General features: G+C 65.4%; 17 protein-coding genes. 2 read left to right on the plus strand and 15 right to left on the minus strand.

The window, feature by feature from the left end:
- Positions 1 to 297 precede the first annotated feature (297 nt).
- Entirely contained in the window at positions 298 to 834 is a 537-nt protein-coding gene (phaR, locus tag ACOHX0_RS03490; protein WP_420675273.1) for a polyhydroxyalkanoate synthesis repressor PhaR, read from the plus strand.
- Positions 835 to 1,182: 348 nt separating this feature from the next.
- Here phaR and ACOHX0_RS03495 read toward each other — a convergent pair whose 3' ends face one another.
- From ACOHX0_RS03495 to ACOHX0_RS03565, 15 genes are all read right to left on the minus strand, one after another.
- The gene (locus ACOHX0_RS03495) at positions 1,183 to 2,388 is read right to left on the minus strand and encodes a DegT/DnrJ/EryC1/StrS family aminotransferase (protein WP_420675274.1); all 1,206 of its coding nucleotides are present in this window, start codon (positions 2,386 to 2,388) and stop codon (positions 1,183 to 1,185) included.
- A 143-nt stretch (positions 2,389 to 2,531) separates the two neighbouring features.
- On the minus strand, positions 2,532 to 3,842 hold the full coding sequence (locus ACOHX0_RS03500) for an NAD(P)/FAD-dependent oxidoreductase (RefSeq protein ID WP_420675275.1): 1,311 nt from the start codon (positions 3,840 to 3,842) through the stop codon (positions 2,532 to 2,534).
- Between the two features lie 130 nt (positions 3,843 to 3,972).
- Positions 3,973 to 5,334 (minus strand): glutamine synthetase family protein, encoded by a 1,362-nt coding sequence (locus ACOHX0_RS03505; protein WP_420675276.1) that lies wholly within the window; start codon positions 5,332 to 5,334, stop codon positions 3,973 to 3,975.
- Entirely contained in the window at positions 5,334 to 6,014 is a 681-nt protein-coding gene (locus tag ACOHX0_RS03510; RefSeq protein WP_420675277.1) for a type 1 glutamine amidotransferase, read from the minus strand. The genes ACOHX0_RS03505 and ACOHX0_RS03510 overlap by 1 nt, the downstream gene beginning before the upstream one ends.
- 72 nt (positions 6,015 to 6,086) lie before the next feature.
- Complete coding sequence (locus ACOHX0_RS03515) at positions 6,087 to 7,406, minus strand: glutamine synthetase family protein (protein WP_420675279.1); 1,320 nt, start codon at positions 7,404 to 7,406, stop codon at positions 6,087 to 6,089.
- 174 nt (positions 7,407 to 7,580) lie between these two features.
- Positions 7,581 to 8,393 (minus strand): ABC transporter permease, encoded by an 813-nt coding sequence (locus tag ACOHX0_RS03520; protein ID WP_420675280.1) that lies wholly within the window; start codon positions 8,391 to 8,393, stop codon positions 7,581 to 7,583.
- Positions 8,390 to 9,271 carry an ABC transporter permease gene (locus ACOHX0_RS03525; RefSeq protein WP_420675505.1) on the minus strand — a complete coding sequence of 294 codons (882 nt, stop codon included), beginning with the start codon at positions 9,269 to 9,271 and terminating at the stop codon, positions 8,390 to 8,392. Before ACOHX0_RS03525 ends, ACOHX0_RS03520 begins: the two co-directional genes overlap by 4 nt.
- A gap of 109 nt (positions 9,272 to 9,380) precedes the next feature.
- Positions 9,381 to 10,097 carry a transporter substrate-binding domain-containing protein gene (locus ACOHX0_RS03530; protein ID WP_420675281.1) on the minus strand — a complete coding sequence of 239 codons (717 nt, stop codon included), beginning with the start codon at positions 10,095 to 10,097 and terminating at the stop codon, positions 9,381 to 9,383.
- A gap of 38 nt (positions 10,098 to 10,135) precedes the next feature.
- Positions 10,136 to 10,915, minus strand: a complete 780-nt coding sequence (locus ACOHX0_RS03535; protein WP_420675282.1) for an ABC transporter ATP-binding protein — start codon at positions 10,913 to 10,915, stop codon at positions 10,136 to 10,138.
- A 133-nt stretch (positions 10,916 to 11,048) separates the two neighbouring features.
- The gene (locus ACOHX0_RS03540; protein ID WP_420675283.1) at positions 11,049 to 11,822 is read right to left on the minus strand and encodes a phosphate/phosphite/phosphonate ABC transporter substrate-binding protein; all 774 of its coding nucleotides are present in this window, start codon (positions 11,820 to 11,822) and stop codon (positions 11,049 to 11,051) included.
- Positions 11,819 to 12,259, minus strand: a complete 441-nt coding sequence (locus ACOHX0_RS03545; RefSeq protein WP_420675284.1) for a tellurite resistance TerB family protein — start codon at positions 12,257 to 12,259, stop codon at positions 11,819 to 11,821. Before ACOHX0_RS03545 ends, ACOHX0_RS03540 begins: the two co-directional genes overlap by 4 nt.
- The gene (locus tag ACOHX0_RS03550; protein ID WP_420675506.1) at positions 12,256 to 12,720 is read right to left on the minus strand and encodes a tellurite resistance TerB family protein; all 465 of its coding nucleotides are present in this window, start codon (positions 12,718 to 12,720) and stop codon (positions 12,256 to 12,258) included. Before ACOHX0_RS03550 ends, ACOHX0_RS03545 begins: the two co-directional genes overlap by 4 nt.
- 42 nt (positions 12,721 to 12,762) lie before the next feature.
- Positions 12,763 to 13,071: a DUF1330 domain-containing protein gene (locus ACOHX0_RS03555; protein ID WP_420675286.1), complete on the minus strand. Its 309-nt coding sequence runs from the start codon at positions 13,069 to 13,071 to the stop codon at positions 12,763 to 12,765.
- 192 nt (positions 13,072 to 13,263) lie between these two features.
- Positions 13,264 to 16,335: a valine--tRNA ligase gene (locus tag ACOHX0_RS03560; RefSeq protein ID WP_420675287.1), complete on the minus strand. Its 3,072-nt coding sequence runs from the start codon at positions 16,333 to 16,335 to the stop codon at positions 13,264 to 13,266.
- A gap of 581 nt (positions 16,336 to 16,916) precedes the next feature.
- Positions 16,917 to 17,354: an Lrp/AsnC family transcriptional regulator gene (locus ACOHX0_RS03565; RefSeq protein WP_420675288.1), complete on the minus strand. Its 438-nt coding sequence runs from the start codon at positions 17,352 to 17,354 to the stop codon at positions 16,917 to 16,919.
- A 106-nt stretch (positions 17,355 to 17,460) separates the two neighbouring features.
- Between ACOHX0_RS03565 and ACOHX0_RS03570 the strand changes: the two genes are divergently transcribed.
- A complete protein-coding gene (locus tag ACOHX0_RS03570; protein WP_420675289.1) occupies positions 17,461 to 18,612 on the plus strand; it encodes a type III PLP-dependent enzyme in 1,152 nt (383 codons plus the stop codon).

Genomic DNA, 18,612 nt, shown 5'->3' on the forward strand with positions numbered 1-18,612 from the left:
GCTGCAGCTGGCGCCGGCGCTGCAATCAGGATCGCGGCCGGGCGCACTCTGTCCCTTTGGTCAGCCATTCTTCCGCCACCAAAAATTTCACTGGGCCAATGCCCCACTATACCACGGCTGGCGCAATTCCCTGTGTCACTCGCGTATCGATTTGGATATTCCGCACCGCAGGAGGTACGCCAGACGGCACCAAAGCCCCGCCGCGCACAAAACCTGCGCCGCGCCGCGTCAGGCTTTTCTTTTGTTCTGCACTGGCATAGGCTTTGCTGCGTTGCATCATGGCCGGGGAGGAAACCAATGGCGGAACAAGACAAGCCACTGCTGATCAAACGCTATGCGAGCCGCCGACTCTACAACACCGAGACCAGCGATTACGTCACGCTGGAGGATATCGCAGGCTTCATCCGCGACGGCCGCGAGGTGCAGATCGTCGATCTGAAAACCGGCGACGACCTCACCCGGCAATATCTGCTGCAGATCATCGCCGAACATGAAAGCCGCGGCGAGAACGTGCTGCCAGTCAATGTTCTCAATGACTTGGTGCGCAGCTACATGGTGCCGGGCGGCGGCGTGATGCCGCAATTCCTGCAATCCTCCTTCGACATGCTGCGCGAAAGCCAGGCCAAGATGATGGAGAACATGAGCGCCATGAACCCGATGTCGCAGATGCCGGGGTTTGAGGCGATGAAGGCGCAGCAGGAGGCGTTTCTGAAGGCGATGACCGGCGCCTGGCCGGCCGCAGAGCAAGGCGGCAAGCCCGAGAGCGGCGAGGAATTGGACGAGATCAAGAAGCAGCTCGCCGCACTGCAGGAAAAACTCTCCAAGATGAAATGATCCGCCCGGCTGCGGCCAGCTGCGGTGCAACCTCCGGACCATGAAAGAGCCCCGCCAGGACACCCGGCGGGGCTTCTTATGTGAAGGGTGACGCGTTTGATGGCCGCCGGCGCAGGACAAGGCCGCAAGACCGCCGCGCATCGCCGGTGTGCGCCAACGCGGCGGCGATCTGGTTGAGGCTCGGCGGTCCCTTGGCAAGAAGTACGGATCTGGCCGGGATTAACTGCCAGTTGGACCCGTTGGTTCGCTCCCGCGCGCGCCGTCGGCGCACGGCTTGTTGCTTGGGGCTAAAGCAGCTTTGCCCGCGGCAATCGCCGGCCTTCGCCCCGTGATCAACAGCCGTTCAAGTCAGGCAGCCGCCTGGTTCTTGGTCTCCTCGGCCGCGGCCAGCAGGATGTCCGCGATCACATCCAGCTCCGCACGGCTGAGCCGCACCGGCAGGCGCACGTCGCAGGCCTTCATCAGCATCGCGCGGGTCTGCGGCAGCTCTTGCGGCTCGGGCAGGAACTGCCAGTTCCAGAACGCCCGCGCATTGTCCGCTGACAGCCCGAAGACCTGCACCTTCACGCCCTTGGCGGCGGCCGCCGCTGCAAAGCCGCGGATATCGGCCTCATCCATGCCGGCGAGGTTGAACTGGATCGAATCCGGCGCCCGGAGTTCCGGCGCCAGCGGCGCGGGCACGTCGAACCAGGCGCAGGCATTCAGCCGTTCCGCCACATAGTCATGGTTGGCCAGCCCGGCGCGCACCCGGTGCGCCAGTTCGGGCAGCTGCGGGCGGATCACCGCGGCCGACAGGTTGCTCATGCGCAGATTATAAAGCGGCAGCCGGTTCTGCCAGCGTTCGAACGCGACCGCCAGCGCAGGGCAGGGGGCGCCATCCGCGGCCTGGTGCTTCTGCCAGTTGTGCTCGTAGGCGCCCGACATGATCACCGCGCGCGCCACCAGATCGGCATCATCTGTAATCAGGATGCCGCCTTCGCCCGCGTTCACCATCTTGTAGGACTGGAAAGAAAAGCAGCCCACACGTCCCAGCGTGCCGATATTGCGCCCGTGCCAGGTGGTGCCCAGCGAATGCGCCGCGTCTTCGACCACCGGGATGCCGCGCGCATCACACAACGCCAGGATCGCGTCCATGTCCGACGTATGGCCGCGCATATGGCTGATGATCACCGCTTGCACATCCTTCAGCCGGGCCTCGAAGTCCGCCATGTCGATGCGGTAGTTTTCCCCAACTTCGCAGAGCACCGGCACGCAGTCCGCATGCACCACCGCTGACGGCACCGCGGCAAAGGTGAAGCCGGGGATCAGCACCCGCGCGTCGCGCGGCAGTCCAAGTGCCTTCAGCGACAGGAAGAGCGCCGCCGAGCAGGAGGAGACCGCAAGCGCGTATTTGCTGCCCAAGAGTGCTGCAAACTCCTGCTCCAAGAGCGTGACCGGCGCGTTCTCCGGCGCGGTGTAGCGGAACAGATCCCCCGATTGCATCAGCGCGTCAATCGCTTCGCGGGCGGCTGCGGGGATGGGTTCGGCGTCATGCACATTGGGGGGAAGCTGCATATTTCAAATTCCTGAATAGTTACTTCCAGAAACCTAAAAGGACGGCGCGCGCTTGCCAAGAGGTGAGGCGCCGCCGCGGGCGCCCATAGGCGAAATTTCACAGAAGCGTTGCGGAAGGCGCGGCTTCTGGGGCCGCGAAGCGCTCAGATCCCCAGCCGGTCGCGCAGGGCAAACCAGGTCATCGCCAGCACCAGCAGCGGCGAGCGCATCCGCCGCCCGCCGGGGAAGCGCGGCGCGGGCACCCGGGCCATAGTGTCGAACCCCGCGGCCTCACCCTGCACCGCGAGCGCTATCAGCTGGCCCGCATGGGTGGCGGTGCCGACACCATGGCCGGAATAGCCCGAGGCCGACAGCACATTGGGCGCGAGCCGCGCCAGATAGGGCATCCGCTTCATGGTGATACCGAGGGTGCCGCCCCAGGCATAATCCACCCGCACGTCCTTCATATGCGGGAAGATCTCCTGCATCGGCTTGCGCACCACGGCTTCGATAGCGTCGGGGAAGCGGTATCCGTAGCTCTCGCCGCCGCCGAACAGCAGCCGTTTGTCATGGCTGAGCCGGAAGTAATTCACCACGAACTTGCTGTCCGCCACGGCAACATCGCGGGTCAGCACCCGCGCGGCCTCCGCGCCAAGCGGCTCGGTCGCCACGATAAAATTGTTGATCGGCATCACCCGTGCCGCGACCTGGCCGCTGAGCCCGCCAAGATAGCCGTTGCAGGCCAGGATCAGATGCTCCGCAGTCACGCGCCCGCCCTTGGTGCGCACCCGCACCGGTGAGCCATCCGCGATTTCCAGCACCTCGCTCTCCTCGCAGATCCGCACCCCGGCCTTGGCGGCGGCGCGGGCGAGGCTCAGCGCGTAGTTCAATGGGTGCAGATGGGCCGCGCCATGATCCAGAATGCCACCCTTGTAGGCGGCCGAGGGGCACATCGTGTGGCAGGCCTCGGCGTCCAGCAGCTCGATTTCGCCGTAGCCGTAGCGGTCCTGCAGGTGGCGGCCATAGCTGTGCAGGTCCTCAGCCTCGCGCGTGGTGAAACCGGTCCAGGCGACGCCCGGTCTCAGGTGGCAGTCCACCCCGTGCCGCGCGATCAGCGATTTCACCAGATCCTTGGCTTCCTCGCCCAGCTGCCAGAGTTTTGCCGCCTCGGGCGCGCCCATCAGCGCCTCCAGCCCCTCCTGGTCCATGCGCTGGCCGCTGCCCAGCTGGCCGCCATTGCGGCCCGAGGCGCCGAATCCCACGCGCTGCGCCTCCAGAAGCACGACGCGCATCCCGGCTTCCGCCAGATGCAGCGCCGCCGACAGCCCGGTATAACCCGCCCCCACGACGCACACATCCGCCGTCACCTCTCCATCCAGCGCCGGAAACGGGTCCAATGGCACGGCGGTCGCCGCATACCAGCTTTCGGGGTACTGCCCCTTGCGGTCATTGGCATAAAGCAGGTTCATCGCCATCGCACAGCTCTCCCGGACGCGGGGTGCGCTGGGAAGGCGCTCCCGCTCGTCATCTTGCTTTAAATACTCAATTGCCCGGGCACCGCGGCCAGGCACAGTGCCGGAGTTTCCGGACGCCGCCAAAACGCCCCTAGACGTTCAGCAGCAGATGCTCCCGCTCCCAGGGCGAAATTACCTGCAGGAACTCCTCGTACTCCGCGCGCTTGACGATGGAATAGACCCGGGCAAACTCCGGCCCCAGCACCTCATGCAGGGCAATTGCCCCGTCGAACAGGTCCAGCGCCTGGCCCATCACTTGCGGGATATCGCCGTCGCCCTCATAGGCGTCGCCCTTGAACTGCTTGCGCGGGCGTTCCTCGCCGGCCAGGCCGAGGTAGCCGCAGGCGAGCGACAGCGCGATGCCGAGGTAGGGGTTGCAATCCATGCCCGCGATGCGGTTTTCCACCCGCCGGGCTGCGGGCCCCGACAGCGGTACCCGGATACCGGTGGTGCGGTTGTCGCGGCCCCATTCCAGATTGATCGGCGCGGCGTGGTCCTTCACGTAGCGGCGGTAGGAGTTCACGTAAGGCGCCATCACCGCCAGCCCCGCGGGCAGGTGGTTCTGCAGGCCGGCAATGAAATGGTAGAAGGCATCCGTCTCACCGCCCTGGGGGCCGGAGAAGATGTTCTCGCCGGTTTCCATGTCCAGGATCGAATGGTGGATATGCATGGCCGAGCCAGGCTCGTTCTCGATCGGCTTGGCCATGAAGGTGGCAAAGCAGTCATGCCGCAGCGCCGCCTCGCGGATCAGCCGCTTGAAGTAAAAGACCTCATCGGCCAGCTTCACCGGATCGCCATGGCGCAGGTTGATTTCCAGCTGGCCCGCGCCGCCCTCCTGGGTGATGCCGTCGATCTCGAAGCCCTGCGCCTCGGCAAAGTCGTAGATATCGTCGATCACCGGGCCGAATTCGTCCACCGCGGTCATCGAATAGGCCTGCCGCGCCGCCGCCGGGCGGCCGGAGCGGCCCATCATCGGCTCGATCTCCTTGGCCGGGTCGATGTTGCGCGCGACCAGGAAGAATTCCATCTCCGGCGCCACCACCGGCTTCCAGCCGCGGTCGTGGTAGAGCTGCACTACCCGCCGCAGCACGTTGCGCGGCGAATAGGGGATCGGGCGGCCGTTGCGGTCATACGCGTCGTGGATTACCTGCAGCGTCCAGTCCGCGGTCCAGGGCGCGGCCGAGGCAGTGGACATGTCGGGCTTCAGGATCATGTCCTTTTCGATGAAGCCATCCTCATCCGCCGCTTCGCCCCAGTCGCCGGTGATAGTCTGGTAGAAGATGCTGTCGGGCAGGTGGAAATAATCCTGCTTGGCAAACTTCGACGCGGGCACCGCCTTGCCGCGGGCGATGCCGGGCAGGTCCGAGATGATGCATTCCACTTCGTCGAGCCGGCGGCCCTCCAGGTAGGTTTTTGCTGCATCGGGCAGCGCGTCGAGCCAGGCGGCGGACATCAGGTCCTCTCTTTCTTGAAAAACTCTGCAAGGAATGCGGCAATATCATTGCTGTTGAGCGGCCCCTCGAGATTGGCGGAGGCGGCTTCCAGAATGTCGTCCGGCACCAGGCCGCGGCCGCGCTTCTCGATCAGCCCGGCGACAAATCCGGTAGAAAACTCGGGGTGCGGCTGCAGCGTCCAGATATGGTCCCCGTAGGCCAGGATGCCGTATTTGCAGAAGCAGTCCCCCGCCAGAACCCGGGCGCCTGCTGGCGGCTCTATCACCTGGTCCTGGTGCCAGGCGTTGAGCACCAGGGGCTTGCCGTCCTGCATGTAGGTGACCCGGCCCACGGCCCAGCCGCCTTCGAACTTGCCGACCTTGCCGCCAAGTGCCTGGGCGATGATCTGGTGGCCGAAGCAGATCCCGGCCAGGGGCCGCTTCTGCGCGTCGATCTCCCGGATCAGCTCCTCCAGCGGCTTGATCCAGGCGTGATCCTCATAGACCCCGTGCTTGGAGCCGGTGATGAGCCAGCCGTCCGCGGCTTCGGGGCCTTCGGGGAAGGTGCCGTCCACCACCGGCCAGGTCTCGAATTCAAAGCCGTGGCCTGCCAGCAGGTCGCGGAACATCCCGTCGTAATTTCCGGATGCGCCGATCAGGTCGTCCGGCGCGTGCCCGGTCTGCAAAATTCCGATTTTCATAGTTCACCTGATTTGATCAAATTGAGCCTAGCCGAGGCCGGAGACCGCGGCAAGGCCCGCCTCCTGGCGCTGCTATACCGCTTCCAGCCAGGACAGCCAATGCGAGGCCTCGGGGCGTTCGGCAAAGCCCTTCAGCTCCTGGCGCTTGACCATCACCAGATTGCGGATTGCCAGCTCCGGCAGCACCCGCGCAATCAGCGGGTCGCTGTCGAACCAGTCGATCGCGGTCTGCCAGTCCTCGGCCAGCTGCGGCAGGCCCTTGATTTCATAGATGTTGCCTTCCGATGGCGGAGGGGGCTGCATGCCGTCCTCGATCCCTGCCATTGCCGCGCCCAGCACGGTAGCGAGCATCAGATAGGGGTTGATGTCGCCGCCGGCGACCCGGTGCTCGATCCGGCGCGCCTTGTGGCTGCCGCCGGGAATGCGCAGCGCGGCGGTGCGGTTTTCATAGGCCCAGGCGGCGCTGACCGGCGCGTGGGCGCCGGGCACCAGCCGGTCGTAGGAGTTGCCGTGCGGCGCGAAGATCAGCGTGCTGGCGGGCATCGCCGCGAGGCACCCGGCCACCGCATTCAGGAGCAGGGGCGAGCCCTTTTCGCCGCCATCGTCAAAGACATTGCGCCCGTCCCGGTCCTCGACCGAGAAATGCACATGCATGCCGTTACCCGCTTCCTCGGCATAGGGCTTCGCCATGAAAGTCGCGGCAAAGCCGTGTTTGCGCGCAACTCCTTTCACTAGCGCCTTGAACAGCCAGGCATCATCGGCGGCACGCATTGCTTCCTGGTGGTCGAGGTTGATCTCGAACTGGCCCAGTCCGCTTTCGGAAATCGCCGACTGGGCCGGAATGCCCATCATCTCGGCGCCTTCGTAAAGGTCGCTGAAGAAGCTGTCGAAAGCGTCAAGTTCGGCCACCGACAGCACCGACTGCTGATCCAGCTGGCGCCCGGTCAGCGGGTCGATCGGCGGGGCCGGCTGCGGGCCGCTGTCGTCGATCAGGCTGAACTCCATTTCGGTCGCTGCCTGCACCGTCCAGCCGCGCGCACCGTAGCGCGACAGCACCTCCGCCAGAACATGGCGCGGATCGCCGAGGAAGGCGGAGCCGTCCTCCCAATACATCGCCATCGGCACCAGCGCCGACGCGTTCTTCAGCCAGGGCATCGGCACCGCGCCGCGCTCGGTGGGCAGCATGATACCGTCAGCGTCACCGGTGGCAAACACTAGCGGGTTGTCCTCCACGTCGCAGCCCCAAAGGTCGACGTTGAGGGTGGAGACCGGCATCCGCGCCGCGCCGCCGCCCAGCTTGGCGGCCATGCCCGCAGGCAGGCGCTTGCCGCGCATCTGGCCGTTCATGTCGCAGGCGGCAATGCGGATGGTTCTCAGTCCGGACAGGTCCATTGGGGGCTCCATGATATCGTTGCGCCAACCCTAGCGCAGAGAAATCGGTTCGCCAAGAAAATTTGATCAAAAGTTGCCCGCAAGCCTGCCGCCAGGCGCGGCGCGGTGTCCGGGCGTGGCAAGGCGCAAAAAAAATGGCTCCCAAAGGAGCCATTTCAGAACGCTGAGATCCGATTACCGGATCAGCGCCGGGCGGAACTTGAACCGGAACTTGGGCCGCTGGTCCTGCGGCAGGTGCCGGTTCAGGTAGCGGTTGACCGCGCCGAACACCGTGATGATCGCCAGCGTCAGCAGGATGAAATAGAAGGCCAGGATCGGGTAGGGGATGAAGGGGTTGAAGGTCTTGTCGGCGAAGTAATTCGCGTAATAAAGCGCATCGCCCTTCTGGCGCCAGGCTGGAAAGCCCGAGAAATAGACCAGCGTGGTGGCGTGGAACAGGAAGATCGCCTCGTTGGTATAGGCAGGCCAGGCCAGCCGCATCATCGTCGGCCACAGGATCTTGCGGAACCGCATCCAGCCGGTGAACCCATAGGCATCCGCCGCCTCGATATCGCCCTTGGGGATCGAGCGCAGCGCGCCATAGAAGATCTCTCCGGTGTAGGCGGCCGTGTTCAGGAACAGCACGATCAGCGCCCCCAGCCAGGCCGAGGAGAAGGCGTCGAATATCGGCGAGACGCTCTTCAGGCTCAGGAACAGGAAGTAGGCAAAGAAGAACTGGATGAACAGCGGCGAGCCCCGGAAGATGAAGATGAACCACTCGGCCAGCTTGCGCCATACGAGGCTGTTCGAGTTTTTCGCCACCGCCAGGGCATTGGCCAGCACAAAGCCCGACAGTACCGCCAGCAGGCCGAAATAGATGTTCCAAAGCATGCCCGAGCCGATCAGGGTGAACTGCTCGCACAGGGTGAAGTCACTGCGCGGCAGCAGCCGCTCGCCAAATCCGATGGAGCGCAGGGCGTAGTCCTGAATGGTCTGGATACAGCTCATGCCGCTTTCCTTTGTGCTTCACCGGCGACGGTGGCCTGCCCATGGGACAGGCGCCGGGTGATCCGTGCCAGCACCACTTCGGAGACGCGGGTAAAGGCGAGGTAGAAGAGCAGCAGCCCCAGGAAATACCACATCCGCCAGTCGCCATGCGGGTAGTCGGTGAACTTCGGCGTCTTGCTGCCGCCCAGCTCGCGTGCCCAGTAGACGATGTCCTCGACCCCCAGAAGGAACAGCAGGGGCGTTGCCTTGATCAGCACCATCCACAGGTTCGACAGGCCGGGCAGCGCGTAGATCCACATCTGCGGCACCAGGATGCGCCAGAACGCCTGGCGGTGGGTCATGCCATAGGCCTCGGCGGTCTCCATCTGCGCCCGCGGCACTGCCTGCATGGCGCCGAACAGCACGTTAGCGGCGAAGGCGCCAAACACGATGGCAAATGTCAGCACCGCCAGCATGAAGCCGTAGACTTCATGCACCCATTGCGGCGAGTCTCCCAGCGGCATCTTGGCGATGGAGCAGACGATGAAATCGCTGCCCTGGCGCACCGGCTGATCCCAATCGGGGCATTTCACCTTGTGGCGCAGCCATTCGATGCCCTGGTCCAGCGCGATCACGAAGAACAGGAAGAAGGCGATGTCCGGCACGCCGCGCACGATGGCGATATAGCCCTTGCCAAACCAGGCCAAGGGCGCAACCCGCGCCCGCGCCGCCATCGCGCCGCCAAAGCCGAACAGCATCGCCGAGGGCGCCGTCACCGCCAGCAGCAGCAGCACCGTGCCGAACGATTGGTAAAAGGACATGTGCTTGCCTGTGGTCAGGTAGCAGGAAAGCCACGTGAGCCCTTCAAGCGTGGCGGGGTCTGAGCAATATCCGAAAATGACGGACCTCGTCGTTTTGGCGTTTTATATGGGGGGCAAGCTGCGCGGGGCCGGAGGCGGCGGCGCAGAAGAGTGAGGGGGCGGCTGCCGCCCCCTCCGAGACTTGCAATCAGAAGCGGGGGCTTTCCTCGCCCAGCCATTTGATGATCAGCTCGTTCAGGGTGCCGTCATCCTTCATGGACTGGATCGCCGCGTCGAACTTGCCGCGCAGCTCCGGGTCGGACTCGCGGAAGGCCAGGCCGATGCCGCCGCCCAGCGGCACGTCGTCGCCGACGAAGACCAGGTCGGAGCCCTCGACTTCGGGCACCAGGAAGTCCTTGTCAGCCATCACGGCGTCGGCTTCGCCGGCCTTCACGGCGGCAATGGTTTCGTCCGGGGTCGGGAATTCCAGCAGGGTGGCGCCGGAATCGACCACGTGGTTGGCCTGGATGGTGCCGGTCTGCGCCGCAACCACACCGCCGGTCAGGTCCACGTCCTCGGACAGCGCCGCATAGGCCGAAGCGGACGGCGGGGTGTAGTTCTGCGAGAAGTCCACCACCTCGTCACGCTCGGGCGTGATCGACATGCCCGCGATGATGGCGTCGTAGTTGCCGGAAACCAGGTTCGGAATGATCGAATCCCAATCGTTGGTGACCCATTCGCAGGTCAGCTCGGCGCGCGCGCACAGCTCGTCCCCCAGCTCGCGCTCGAACCCGTCCACTTCGCCTGCATCGTTCAGGAAGTTGTACGGAGGGTAGGCGCCTTCGGTGCCCAGGCGCACGGTCTCGGCCAGGCCCATGCCTGCGGTCAGCGCCAGGACGGCGGTGCCAAGGATTAGAGATTTCATGAAGTAACTCCCGTTTTGGTTGGTTATAGAGTTGGTTTTTATTGCGCGTGGCGGGTCGAGGACAAGAACCCGCGCAGGCGGTCGGACTGGGTGTTGCCAAAGACTTCGTCCGGGCTGCCCTCTTCCTCGATCAGGCCCTGATGCAGGAACACAACGTGGTTCGAGACATCGGCGGCCATGTTCATGTCGTGGGTGACGATCAGCATGGTGCGGCCCTCGGCGGCGAGATCTTTGATCACCTTCACCACCTCCTGCTCCAGCTCGGGGTCAAGTGCCGAGGTGGGCTCGTCGAACAGAAGCGCCTCCGGCTCCATGCAGAGCGCGCGCGCAATGGCCGCCCGCTGCTGCTGGCCGCCCGACAGCTGCGCCGGGTAGACGTCGCATTTGTCGCCGATGCCAACCTTGGCGAGGTAGTGGCGCGCCTCTTCCTCGACCTCGATCCGGTCGCGGCCAAGCACGGTGACGGGCGCTTCCATCACGTTCTGCAGGATGGTCATATGGGCCCAGAGGTTGAACTGCTGGAACACCATCGACAGGTTGGTGCGGATGCGCAGCACCTGCCGGGCGTCGGACGGGCGCCGCGCCAGGCCCTTGCCGGTCCAGGCGATCGGCTCGCCCTTGAACAGGATCTCGCCGTCCTGGCTGTCTTCCAGAAGGTTGCAGCAGCGCAGCAGCGTCGACTTGCCCGATCCGGAAGAGCCGATCAGCGAGACCACATCGCCGCGCCGGGCGGTGATGTCCACGCCTTTGATCACTTCCAGCTCCCCATAGGATTTATGGAGGCCGCGAATTTGCAGAACAGGCGTTGAATCGGTCAAGGTGTCGTTGTCCATCTGAGTAGAAATTCGTTCTTATTGGACCGAAAAAAAGACCGAATGCAATGTTCAAACCGCTTAACCTTGCCGCGGCCCTTCCGAAATGCGCAGGCAGGCGTCCATTTGGGCAGTTTGGTCAGGTCAATTCCGCAGCGCGGATTTTTTGCCCGGTCAGAACCGGGCCGGGCGGGGTCGGAACCGCCAGGTAACCGGCCGCCGGGATCTGCACCAGCCCCTGCAAATTCAAGGTCTCGCGGCTGTCAGCGTCCAGCCCGCGGATCGCCGCTTCCAGTGCTGTAAACAGCGCCCCTGCGTCCTGTCCCGGTGCGGTGATATAGGGCAGGGCGGGGGTCGGCGCGGTGCGCTCCAGTTCGCAGAGACCGCCTGCAAAGGCATCATACCGGCGGATCATCTCCCAGCTCAGCGCATCGAGGGAAGCGAAATCCGCGCGCCCCTCCGCCACCGCCAGCGCCGAGGCCCGGTGGCCGCCGGTTTCCACCAGCGCGCCGGGCAGCAGGTTGCGCGCGTGCAGGTGCACCATCGGCGCCGCCCAGCCCGACTGCGACAACGCCTCGTTGTAGGCAAAGGCGCGGCCTGCAAAGGCGCTCAGCGGCTGGCCCGCGTCCGCCTTGCGGGCGATGAATACGCTGTTGTAGTGGCCCGGCGGGCAGCCCGCCAGACCATAGTCGGGTGCGCCCACCAGCTGCACACGGCCGTAGAGGCGGGTGCGGTACGGGCAGCCGCAGGTCTGGGAAAGCAAAAGGTCCGGCGACTGCCAGACCTCCCACATATCCGCATCCCTTGTCAGCCGCTCCGGGCCGCCGCCCAGACGCGCCCGCACCAGATCCCAAAGCCGGTCGTTCGCAGCCGCCGTCTCCGGCCGGTCGTACATCGCAAGATGAGCAATCAAAGGGAAGCCTCCGCCCGTTTGCGCGCCCTGGCGCTGTCCACATCGGAAATACCCAGCAGGCTGGAGGACAGCCGCAGCAGCGCGTCCTCGCCCGCGTCCCGGCGCCCGTCGGCGAGCGCCACCTGCCACAGCGCCTCGATCACCGCAATGCGGTCCTCGAAGACCACCGCCTCCTTGATGGCGCGGGTAAATCGCACGGTGTCGGGCGCCTCCGCCTCCAGCGCCTCGGCCTGTTCGCGCAACAGGATCGCCTCGCCCGCCTCCAGCCCGTAGCGGGCACCGAGGATGCGGTCGATCCGGTCCTTCTCGACCTCGGCATAATTGTTGTCCGAACGGGCGATGCGCACCAGCAGCGCGGTCAGCGCCAGCCGCGCGTCGGCATCGTCCAGCGGGGCGGGCGCGGGCTCCAACAGCCGCTTGAGCAGCGCGGCGATCACTGGCCTTGCTCCTCTGCGGGGTCCATTTTCTCCATCGCGCGGGCGCGCGCGGCCTGGCTGTCGGTATAAGACAGCCCCATCGCCTTGCGCGCATCCTCCAGGATGGTGACCTCGCCCGCGTGTTCGTGGCCGTCCGCCAGCACCACTTCCCACAGCGCATCCAGCGCCGCCATGCGCTCCTCCAGCCCGGTGGTCTCCCGGATCAGCCGGCCGAAAGTGTCGGTCTCGGGGGCGGCGGCATGCAGCTTTTCGCAGGTGGCCCGCACCTTGGCGGCTTCGATCGCGTTGTGCTGGTAAAGCCGGGCGAGAATGCGGTCGATCAGGCTGATCTCCTCCAGCTGATAGTCGCGGTCCGATTGCGCCACCCGCACCAGAAGCGCGCCAAGCGCAAGTTCGGCGTCCGGATCCGGCAACGCCGGCGGTTCGGAGGGGCGGAACGCCTGGAAGAATTTCTTGAGCAGCGGCATGGGGCCTCCCGGGGTCGTGCAGCCGGCCCGGCAGAGCTAGCCGCCGTAGCCTTCGATGATCGCCATATCGCCTGTCGAGACCGGATCGCGCAAGGCTTTCGCATCCTGATAGGCCACTGAATCATAGCAGGCTTTGGCGGTTTCGAAATCGGGAAACTCAATCACTACGGTGCGCGCGCGCAAAGCCCCCTCGCGCAGCTCCCGCGGGCCGCCGCGGACAAGGAAGCGCGCGCCGTATTCTGCAAAAGGCGCAGCATTGGCGGTGATGTAGTCCTTGTAACGCTCCATATTGTCCACATCCACATGGGCCACCCAGTAGCCTCTGGGCTTGGATCCTTCGGGCATGGAAGCCTCCCGTCTGTGTTAACTTTCCGTCAGGCTGGTACAAATCCGTGGCGAACACAATGGCACTGTAGGCAGGATTTTCCCCGCCGTGCCGGATTTGACGCTTGCCGCGCGGCGCCCCGGGCAGGGCCGAAACGGAAAGCGCCCGCCACAGGGGCGGGCGCTTTGTTCCAGATGCAGGGGGGCAGGCGCTCAGCCGATCTCGGCCAGGCGCGCCAGCGCCTCGTTCAGCTTGGCTTCCTCCTCCTCGCGCGCGGCGAGGTTGGCTTGCGCCTCGGCCACCACCTCTTCCGGGGCCGAGGCCGCGAATTTCGGGTTGTTGAGCCGCCCGCGCAGGCCGCCAAGCTCCTTCGCGAGCTTGCCGAGGGTCTTCTCCAGCCGCGCCTTTTCTGCATCGACGTCGATCAGATCCGCCAGCGGCATCCCGAAGGAGGCACCGGGAACCGCGATCACCACCGAGCCCTTGGGCAGGCTGTCCGCCTCCTGCAGGTCCTCGATGCGCGCCAGCCGCTTGATCAGCGCCTCGTTGCGCTCCCATGCAGCACGGCCGAAATCGTCGATATCGGTCACCAGCATCTGCACCTTGGCGCCCGCGGGCACGTTCATCTGCGCGCGCGCCGAGCGGGTGTTGTCGATCACGGAAATCACCCAGTTCATCTCGCGCTCGGCCTCCGGATCCACCAGATCGGCGGCGCTGAAGGACGGCCAGTCCGCATGCACCAGCATCTTGGACGCGTCACCGGTCTTGATCCCGCGGCCCGCGGTCACGTTCCACAGCTCTTCGGTCACGAAGGGCATCACCGGGTGCATCAGGATCAGGCTCTGGTCCACCGCCCAGGCAAAGACCTTGCGGGTCTCTTCCTGCGCCGCCGCATCGCCCGACTGGAACACCGGCTTGGTGAACTCCAGGTAGCGGTCGCAGAAAGTGCCCCAGAAGAAGGCGTACATCGCATTGGCCGCATCGTTGAAGCGGAAGGCCTCGAACGCCGCGTCCACCTCCTCGCGGAGCTTGGCCACTTCGCCGATGACCCAGCGGTTGAGCGGCAGGCTGGCTGCAGGCGGCTCCGCTCCGCGCCCGGCGCTGAAGGCGTCGATCACGTTGTCGCCGTAGGAGCAGGCCTGCCAGATCTTGGTGACGAAGTTGCGGTAGCCCTCGATCCGCTTCATGTCGAGTTTCAGCACCCCGCCGAGCGAGGCCATCGCGGCATTGGTGAAACGCAGCGCGTCGGCTCCGTATTCGCCGATGATCTCCAAGGGGTCGATGACGTTGCCCGTGGACTTCGACATCTTCTTGCCTTTGGCGTCGCGCACGAGGCCATGCAGATAGACGGTGTCGAAGGGGATCTGGTCCACGACGGCGAGCTGCATCATCATCATCCGCGCCACCCAGAAGAACAGGATGTCCTGCCCGGTTACCAGGGTGGAGGTCGGGAAGTACTTCTGCATCTCCGGGGTGTCCTCGGGCCAGCCCAGCGTGCCGATCGGCCACAGGCCCGAGGAGAACCAGGTGTCCAGCACGTCCGGCTCGCGGAACATCGGCACCTGCATCGGGCCTGCAAAGCTCTGGATCGTGCCCTCGTCGCGGGTGTCCATCAGCTTCACCTGCTCGGCCAGGATCGCCGCGGCTTCCTGCTGGTCGGCCACGATGCGGAACTCGGTGCCTTCGGGTGCGCCAAGGCGGGCTTTCTCCAGCGCCTCTTCCTCGGTGGCGGCGCAGACCGGATACCAGTCCTCCTCACCGGGGATGTACCAGACCGGGATCTGATGCCCCCACCACAGCTGACGCGAGATGCACCAGGGCTCGATGTTCTCAAGCCAGTGGTAATAGGTCTTCTCACCCGATTCCGGGATGATCTTCACATCGGCATTGCGCACCGCGTCCAGTGCGGGGCCGACAACCTTTTCGGCATCGACGAACCACTGGTCGGTCAGCATCGGCTCGATCACCACCTTGGAACGGTCTCCGAAGGGCTGCATGATCGGCTTGTTCTCGACATAAGGCACCAGGGCCTCGGCCTCGTTGCCGTCTTCATCCGCGCGGGTCTCGGTGACCATGACGGCAAGCCCCTCGCCGGTGATCTGCTCGACCACCGCCTTGCGCGCCTCGAAGCGGTCCAGTCCGCGCAGCTCGTCCGGCACAAGGTTAACCGCATCCGCCTCAGCCTCGGTCAGGGTCTGGTCCCCCTTGGCCACCGCCATCGCCAGTTCCGCGGCCTCGGCATAAGGCGCGCCATCGGCCCGCATCCGGCCGCGGGTGTCCATCAGCCGGTACATCGGGATGCCGCCGCGCTTGGCGACCTGGTAGTCGTTGAAATCATGCGCGCCGGTGATCTTCACCGCGCCCGAGCCGAAGTCCTTGTCCGGGTATTCATCGGTGATGATCGGGATCAAGCGGCGGTGGTCCTTGGGGCCAACCGGGATCTCGCAGAGCTTGCCGACGATCGGGGCATAGCGCTCGTCCGAGGGATGCACGGCCACCGCGCCGTCGCCCAGCATGGTCTCGGGCCGGGTGGTGGCGATGGAGATATAGTCGCGCTCCTCTTCGAGGATCACGTTGCCATCGGCGTCTTTCTCCACATAGGTGTAGGTGGCGCCATTCGCGAGCGGGTACTTGAAGTGCCACATGTGGCCCGCAACCTCGATGTTCTCGACCTCAAGGTCGGAGATTGCGGTCTCGAAATGCGGATCCCAGTTCACCAGCCGCTTGCCGCGGTAGATCAGCCCCTTGTTGTACATCTCCACGAAAACCTTGATCACCGCATCGTGGAAATCAGGGGAGTTCTCGTGGCCGGTGCGGGTGTCACCGCCAGCACCCGCCATGGTGAAGGCGGTGCGGGAGAAGTCACAGGAGGCACCGAGGCGCTTCAGCTGCTCGACGATGGTGCCGCCGGATTTCTCTTTCCATTCCCAGACTTTCTCCAGGAATTTCTCGCGCCCGAGTTCGCCCCTCGAGGGTTGCTGGGTTTCCGCCAGCATGCGTTCGACCACCATCTGGGTGGCAATACCAGCATGGTCGGTGCCCGGCTGCCAAAGCGTGTCATAGCCCTGCATCCGCTTCCAGCGGATCAGGATGTCCTGCAGCGTGTTGTTAAAGGCATGGCCCATGTGCAGCACACCGGTGACATTCGGCGGCGGGATCATGATGCAATAGGCGGAGGCCTCGGGCTTGGCATGTGCGCCTGCCTTGAAACAGCCGGCCTCTTCCCAGGCCTTGTAGAGGCGGCTTTCGGCGTCCGCCGCGTTGAACGTCTTTTCCATCGCCATCGTCGGGATCCCTCCTGCAATTGGCCGTTCCCTTACCGAATGGCGGCGCGAAGGGGAAGGCGGATGTGGGATTTCTTCTCCCGCGGGCGGCGCCGCGCGGGGCTTGCCGGCGGATTTCGGGTATTTGAAGGTCAGAAAGGGGCGGTAAGGGTTTCTTAACCTGACTCGTGTCACTCTACCTATGCGGTACAGGCTGGGGAGCCGATGACCGCGTCAGGAAGTGGCTGCCTTTGCCGGCCGGCAGGAGTGTCCCGTCGAGGATGGACGGCCCGCCGGCAAAGGCACGCTTGGGTATTCACTTTCTGACTGGAAGTACCCAAACGCGCCGCAGGCGCGCCCCGCCGGGCACCGCAGCCGCGGGGGCGGCGTCTCTTGCGCGGGGGGCAGGCCGTGCCGTTGACCCAGGTTTGGCTTCAATGCCCTTGACTTTGCAATGGCTTCCGGGTTCGCGCCTCCTGCGGGCGTCGCTGCGCCTCCGGGCGGCCGTCCTGAACCGCGTTCGGCCCGCCGCGTCTGCTGTGCGGCGGCGCGGCACTCTCACTGCCCGGCCATTGTCCGGTTGCTGCCCCGTTACTGCCCCGCTACTGGCCTGTGCGGTCCAGTTTGGTGGCGAGGTGGATCAGGCTTTCGGAGGAGCGCACGCCACGCGCCTCGGCGATGCGGTCGATGGTGTCGTCCAGCTCCGCTGTGCTCTGCGCCACGACCTGGGCGAGCAGATCGAAACGCCCGGAGGTCGTGTGCACCACCTCGACCCCGCTCAGCCCCTTAAGCCGCGCCAGCACCGCCGGGCCGGAGCGCGGCTCGATCGACATCAGCACCGTGGCCTCCAGGGGCGGCCGCGCCGCGGCGGAGGTTTTCAGTGTGTAGCCGGAGATCCTCCCGGTCGCCTCCAGCCGTTCGATCCGGGCCTGCACCGTTGTGCGTGCCAGCCCCAGGCGCCGGGCAAGCTCGGCCACCGGGCGGCGGGCGTTCTCGCGCAAAAGCGCCACAAGGCGCTGGTCTATGTCGTCACTTTGCATGGAGTGCCTGCGATCTGCCGTCAATTGTCGTCACTATAGGCAAAGTGACGAGCATAATCGACGCCTCCGCGGCGGAAAATAGGGAAAACGAACGAGGTTCCTCCCCATGCAGCAGATTCCGCCGCTCTGGCTTTCCCCTGAAACCCACCTGGCCCGCAGCACGCCGGATCATCCGATCCTCTATTTTGCGCCGCGGGTGCTGCATGAGGTGGCAGCGCGGTTCCAGGCCGGCTTTCCGGGGCTGGTAACCTATGCGGTGAAGGCGAACCCGCATCCGGCGGTGCTGTCCAATCTGGTGGCGGCGGGGATCACTGCCTTCGATGTCGCCTCGCCGGCCGAGATGGCAGCGGTGCGCGCGGCCAGTCCCGATGCGGTGATGCACTACAATAACCCGATGCGCTCGGGCGCGGAAATCGCGGCGGGCATAGACCACGGCGCCGCCAGCTGGTCGGTGGATGAGGCGGGCGAGCTGGAGAAGCTGTCTGCCGTGCCGCGCAGCTGCGAGATCGCTGTGCGCTTTGCGCTGCCGGTCAAAGGCGCGGCCTATGATTTCGGCAGCAAGTTCGGCGCCGCGCCGGAGGAGGCGGTGGCGCTCCTGAAGCAGGTGGCCGCAGGCGGCTGGACGCCCGCGCTCTGTTTCCACCCCGGCACCCAATGCGAGGATGAGGCCGCCTGGGTTGAGTATATCCACGCCGCCCGCCGCATCGTGGACGCCGCGGGAGTGCGTATCGCGCGGCTCAATGTGGGCGGCGGATTTGCCGCCAACCGCGATGGCGAGGCGCCGGATCTGGAGCGCGTCTTTGCCGCCATCGTCCGGGCCGCGGAGCAGGCGTTTGGCCCTGAAGGCCCGCAGCTGATCTGCGAGCCGGGCCGGGCGATGGTGTCGGAGAGCTTCACCCTGGCCGCCCGCATCAAGGGCATGCGCCAGGGCGGCGGCGTGGTGTTCCTGAATGACGGCATCTATGGCGGCCTGGTCGACATCCGCGACATGGGCCTGCCCGGCCGGGTCGAGGTGGTGGGCGCCTGCGGCCGCCGCCGCACCGGCGCGCGCAAGCCGCGGGTGGTGTTCGGGCCAACTTGCGACAGCCTCGACCGGCTGCCCGACGGGCTGCCGCTGCCCGAAGACACGGCGGCGGGTGATTATGTGCTGTTTCCCGGCCTTGGGGCCTATTCCTCGGCCATGAGCACTCAATTCAACGGCTATGGCCTCAGCGACGTGGCGACGGTGATCGAGCTCACTGGACAATCCCGGATCTGA

The sequence above is a fragment of the Cribrihabitans pelagius genome (assembly GCF_048820915.1).
GTDB lineage: Bacteria > Pseudomonadota > Alphaproteobacteria > Rhodobacterales > Rhodobacteraceae > Cribrihabitans_A > Cribrihabitans_A pelagius.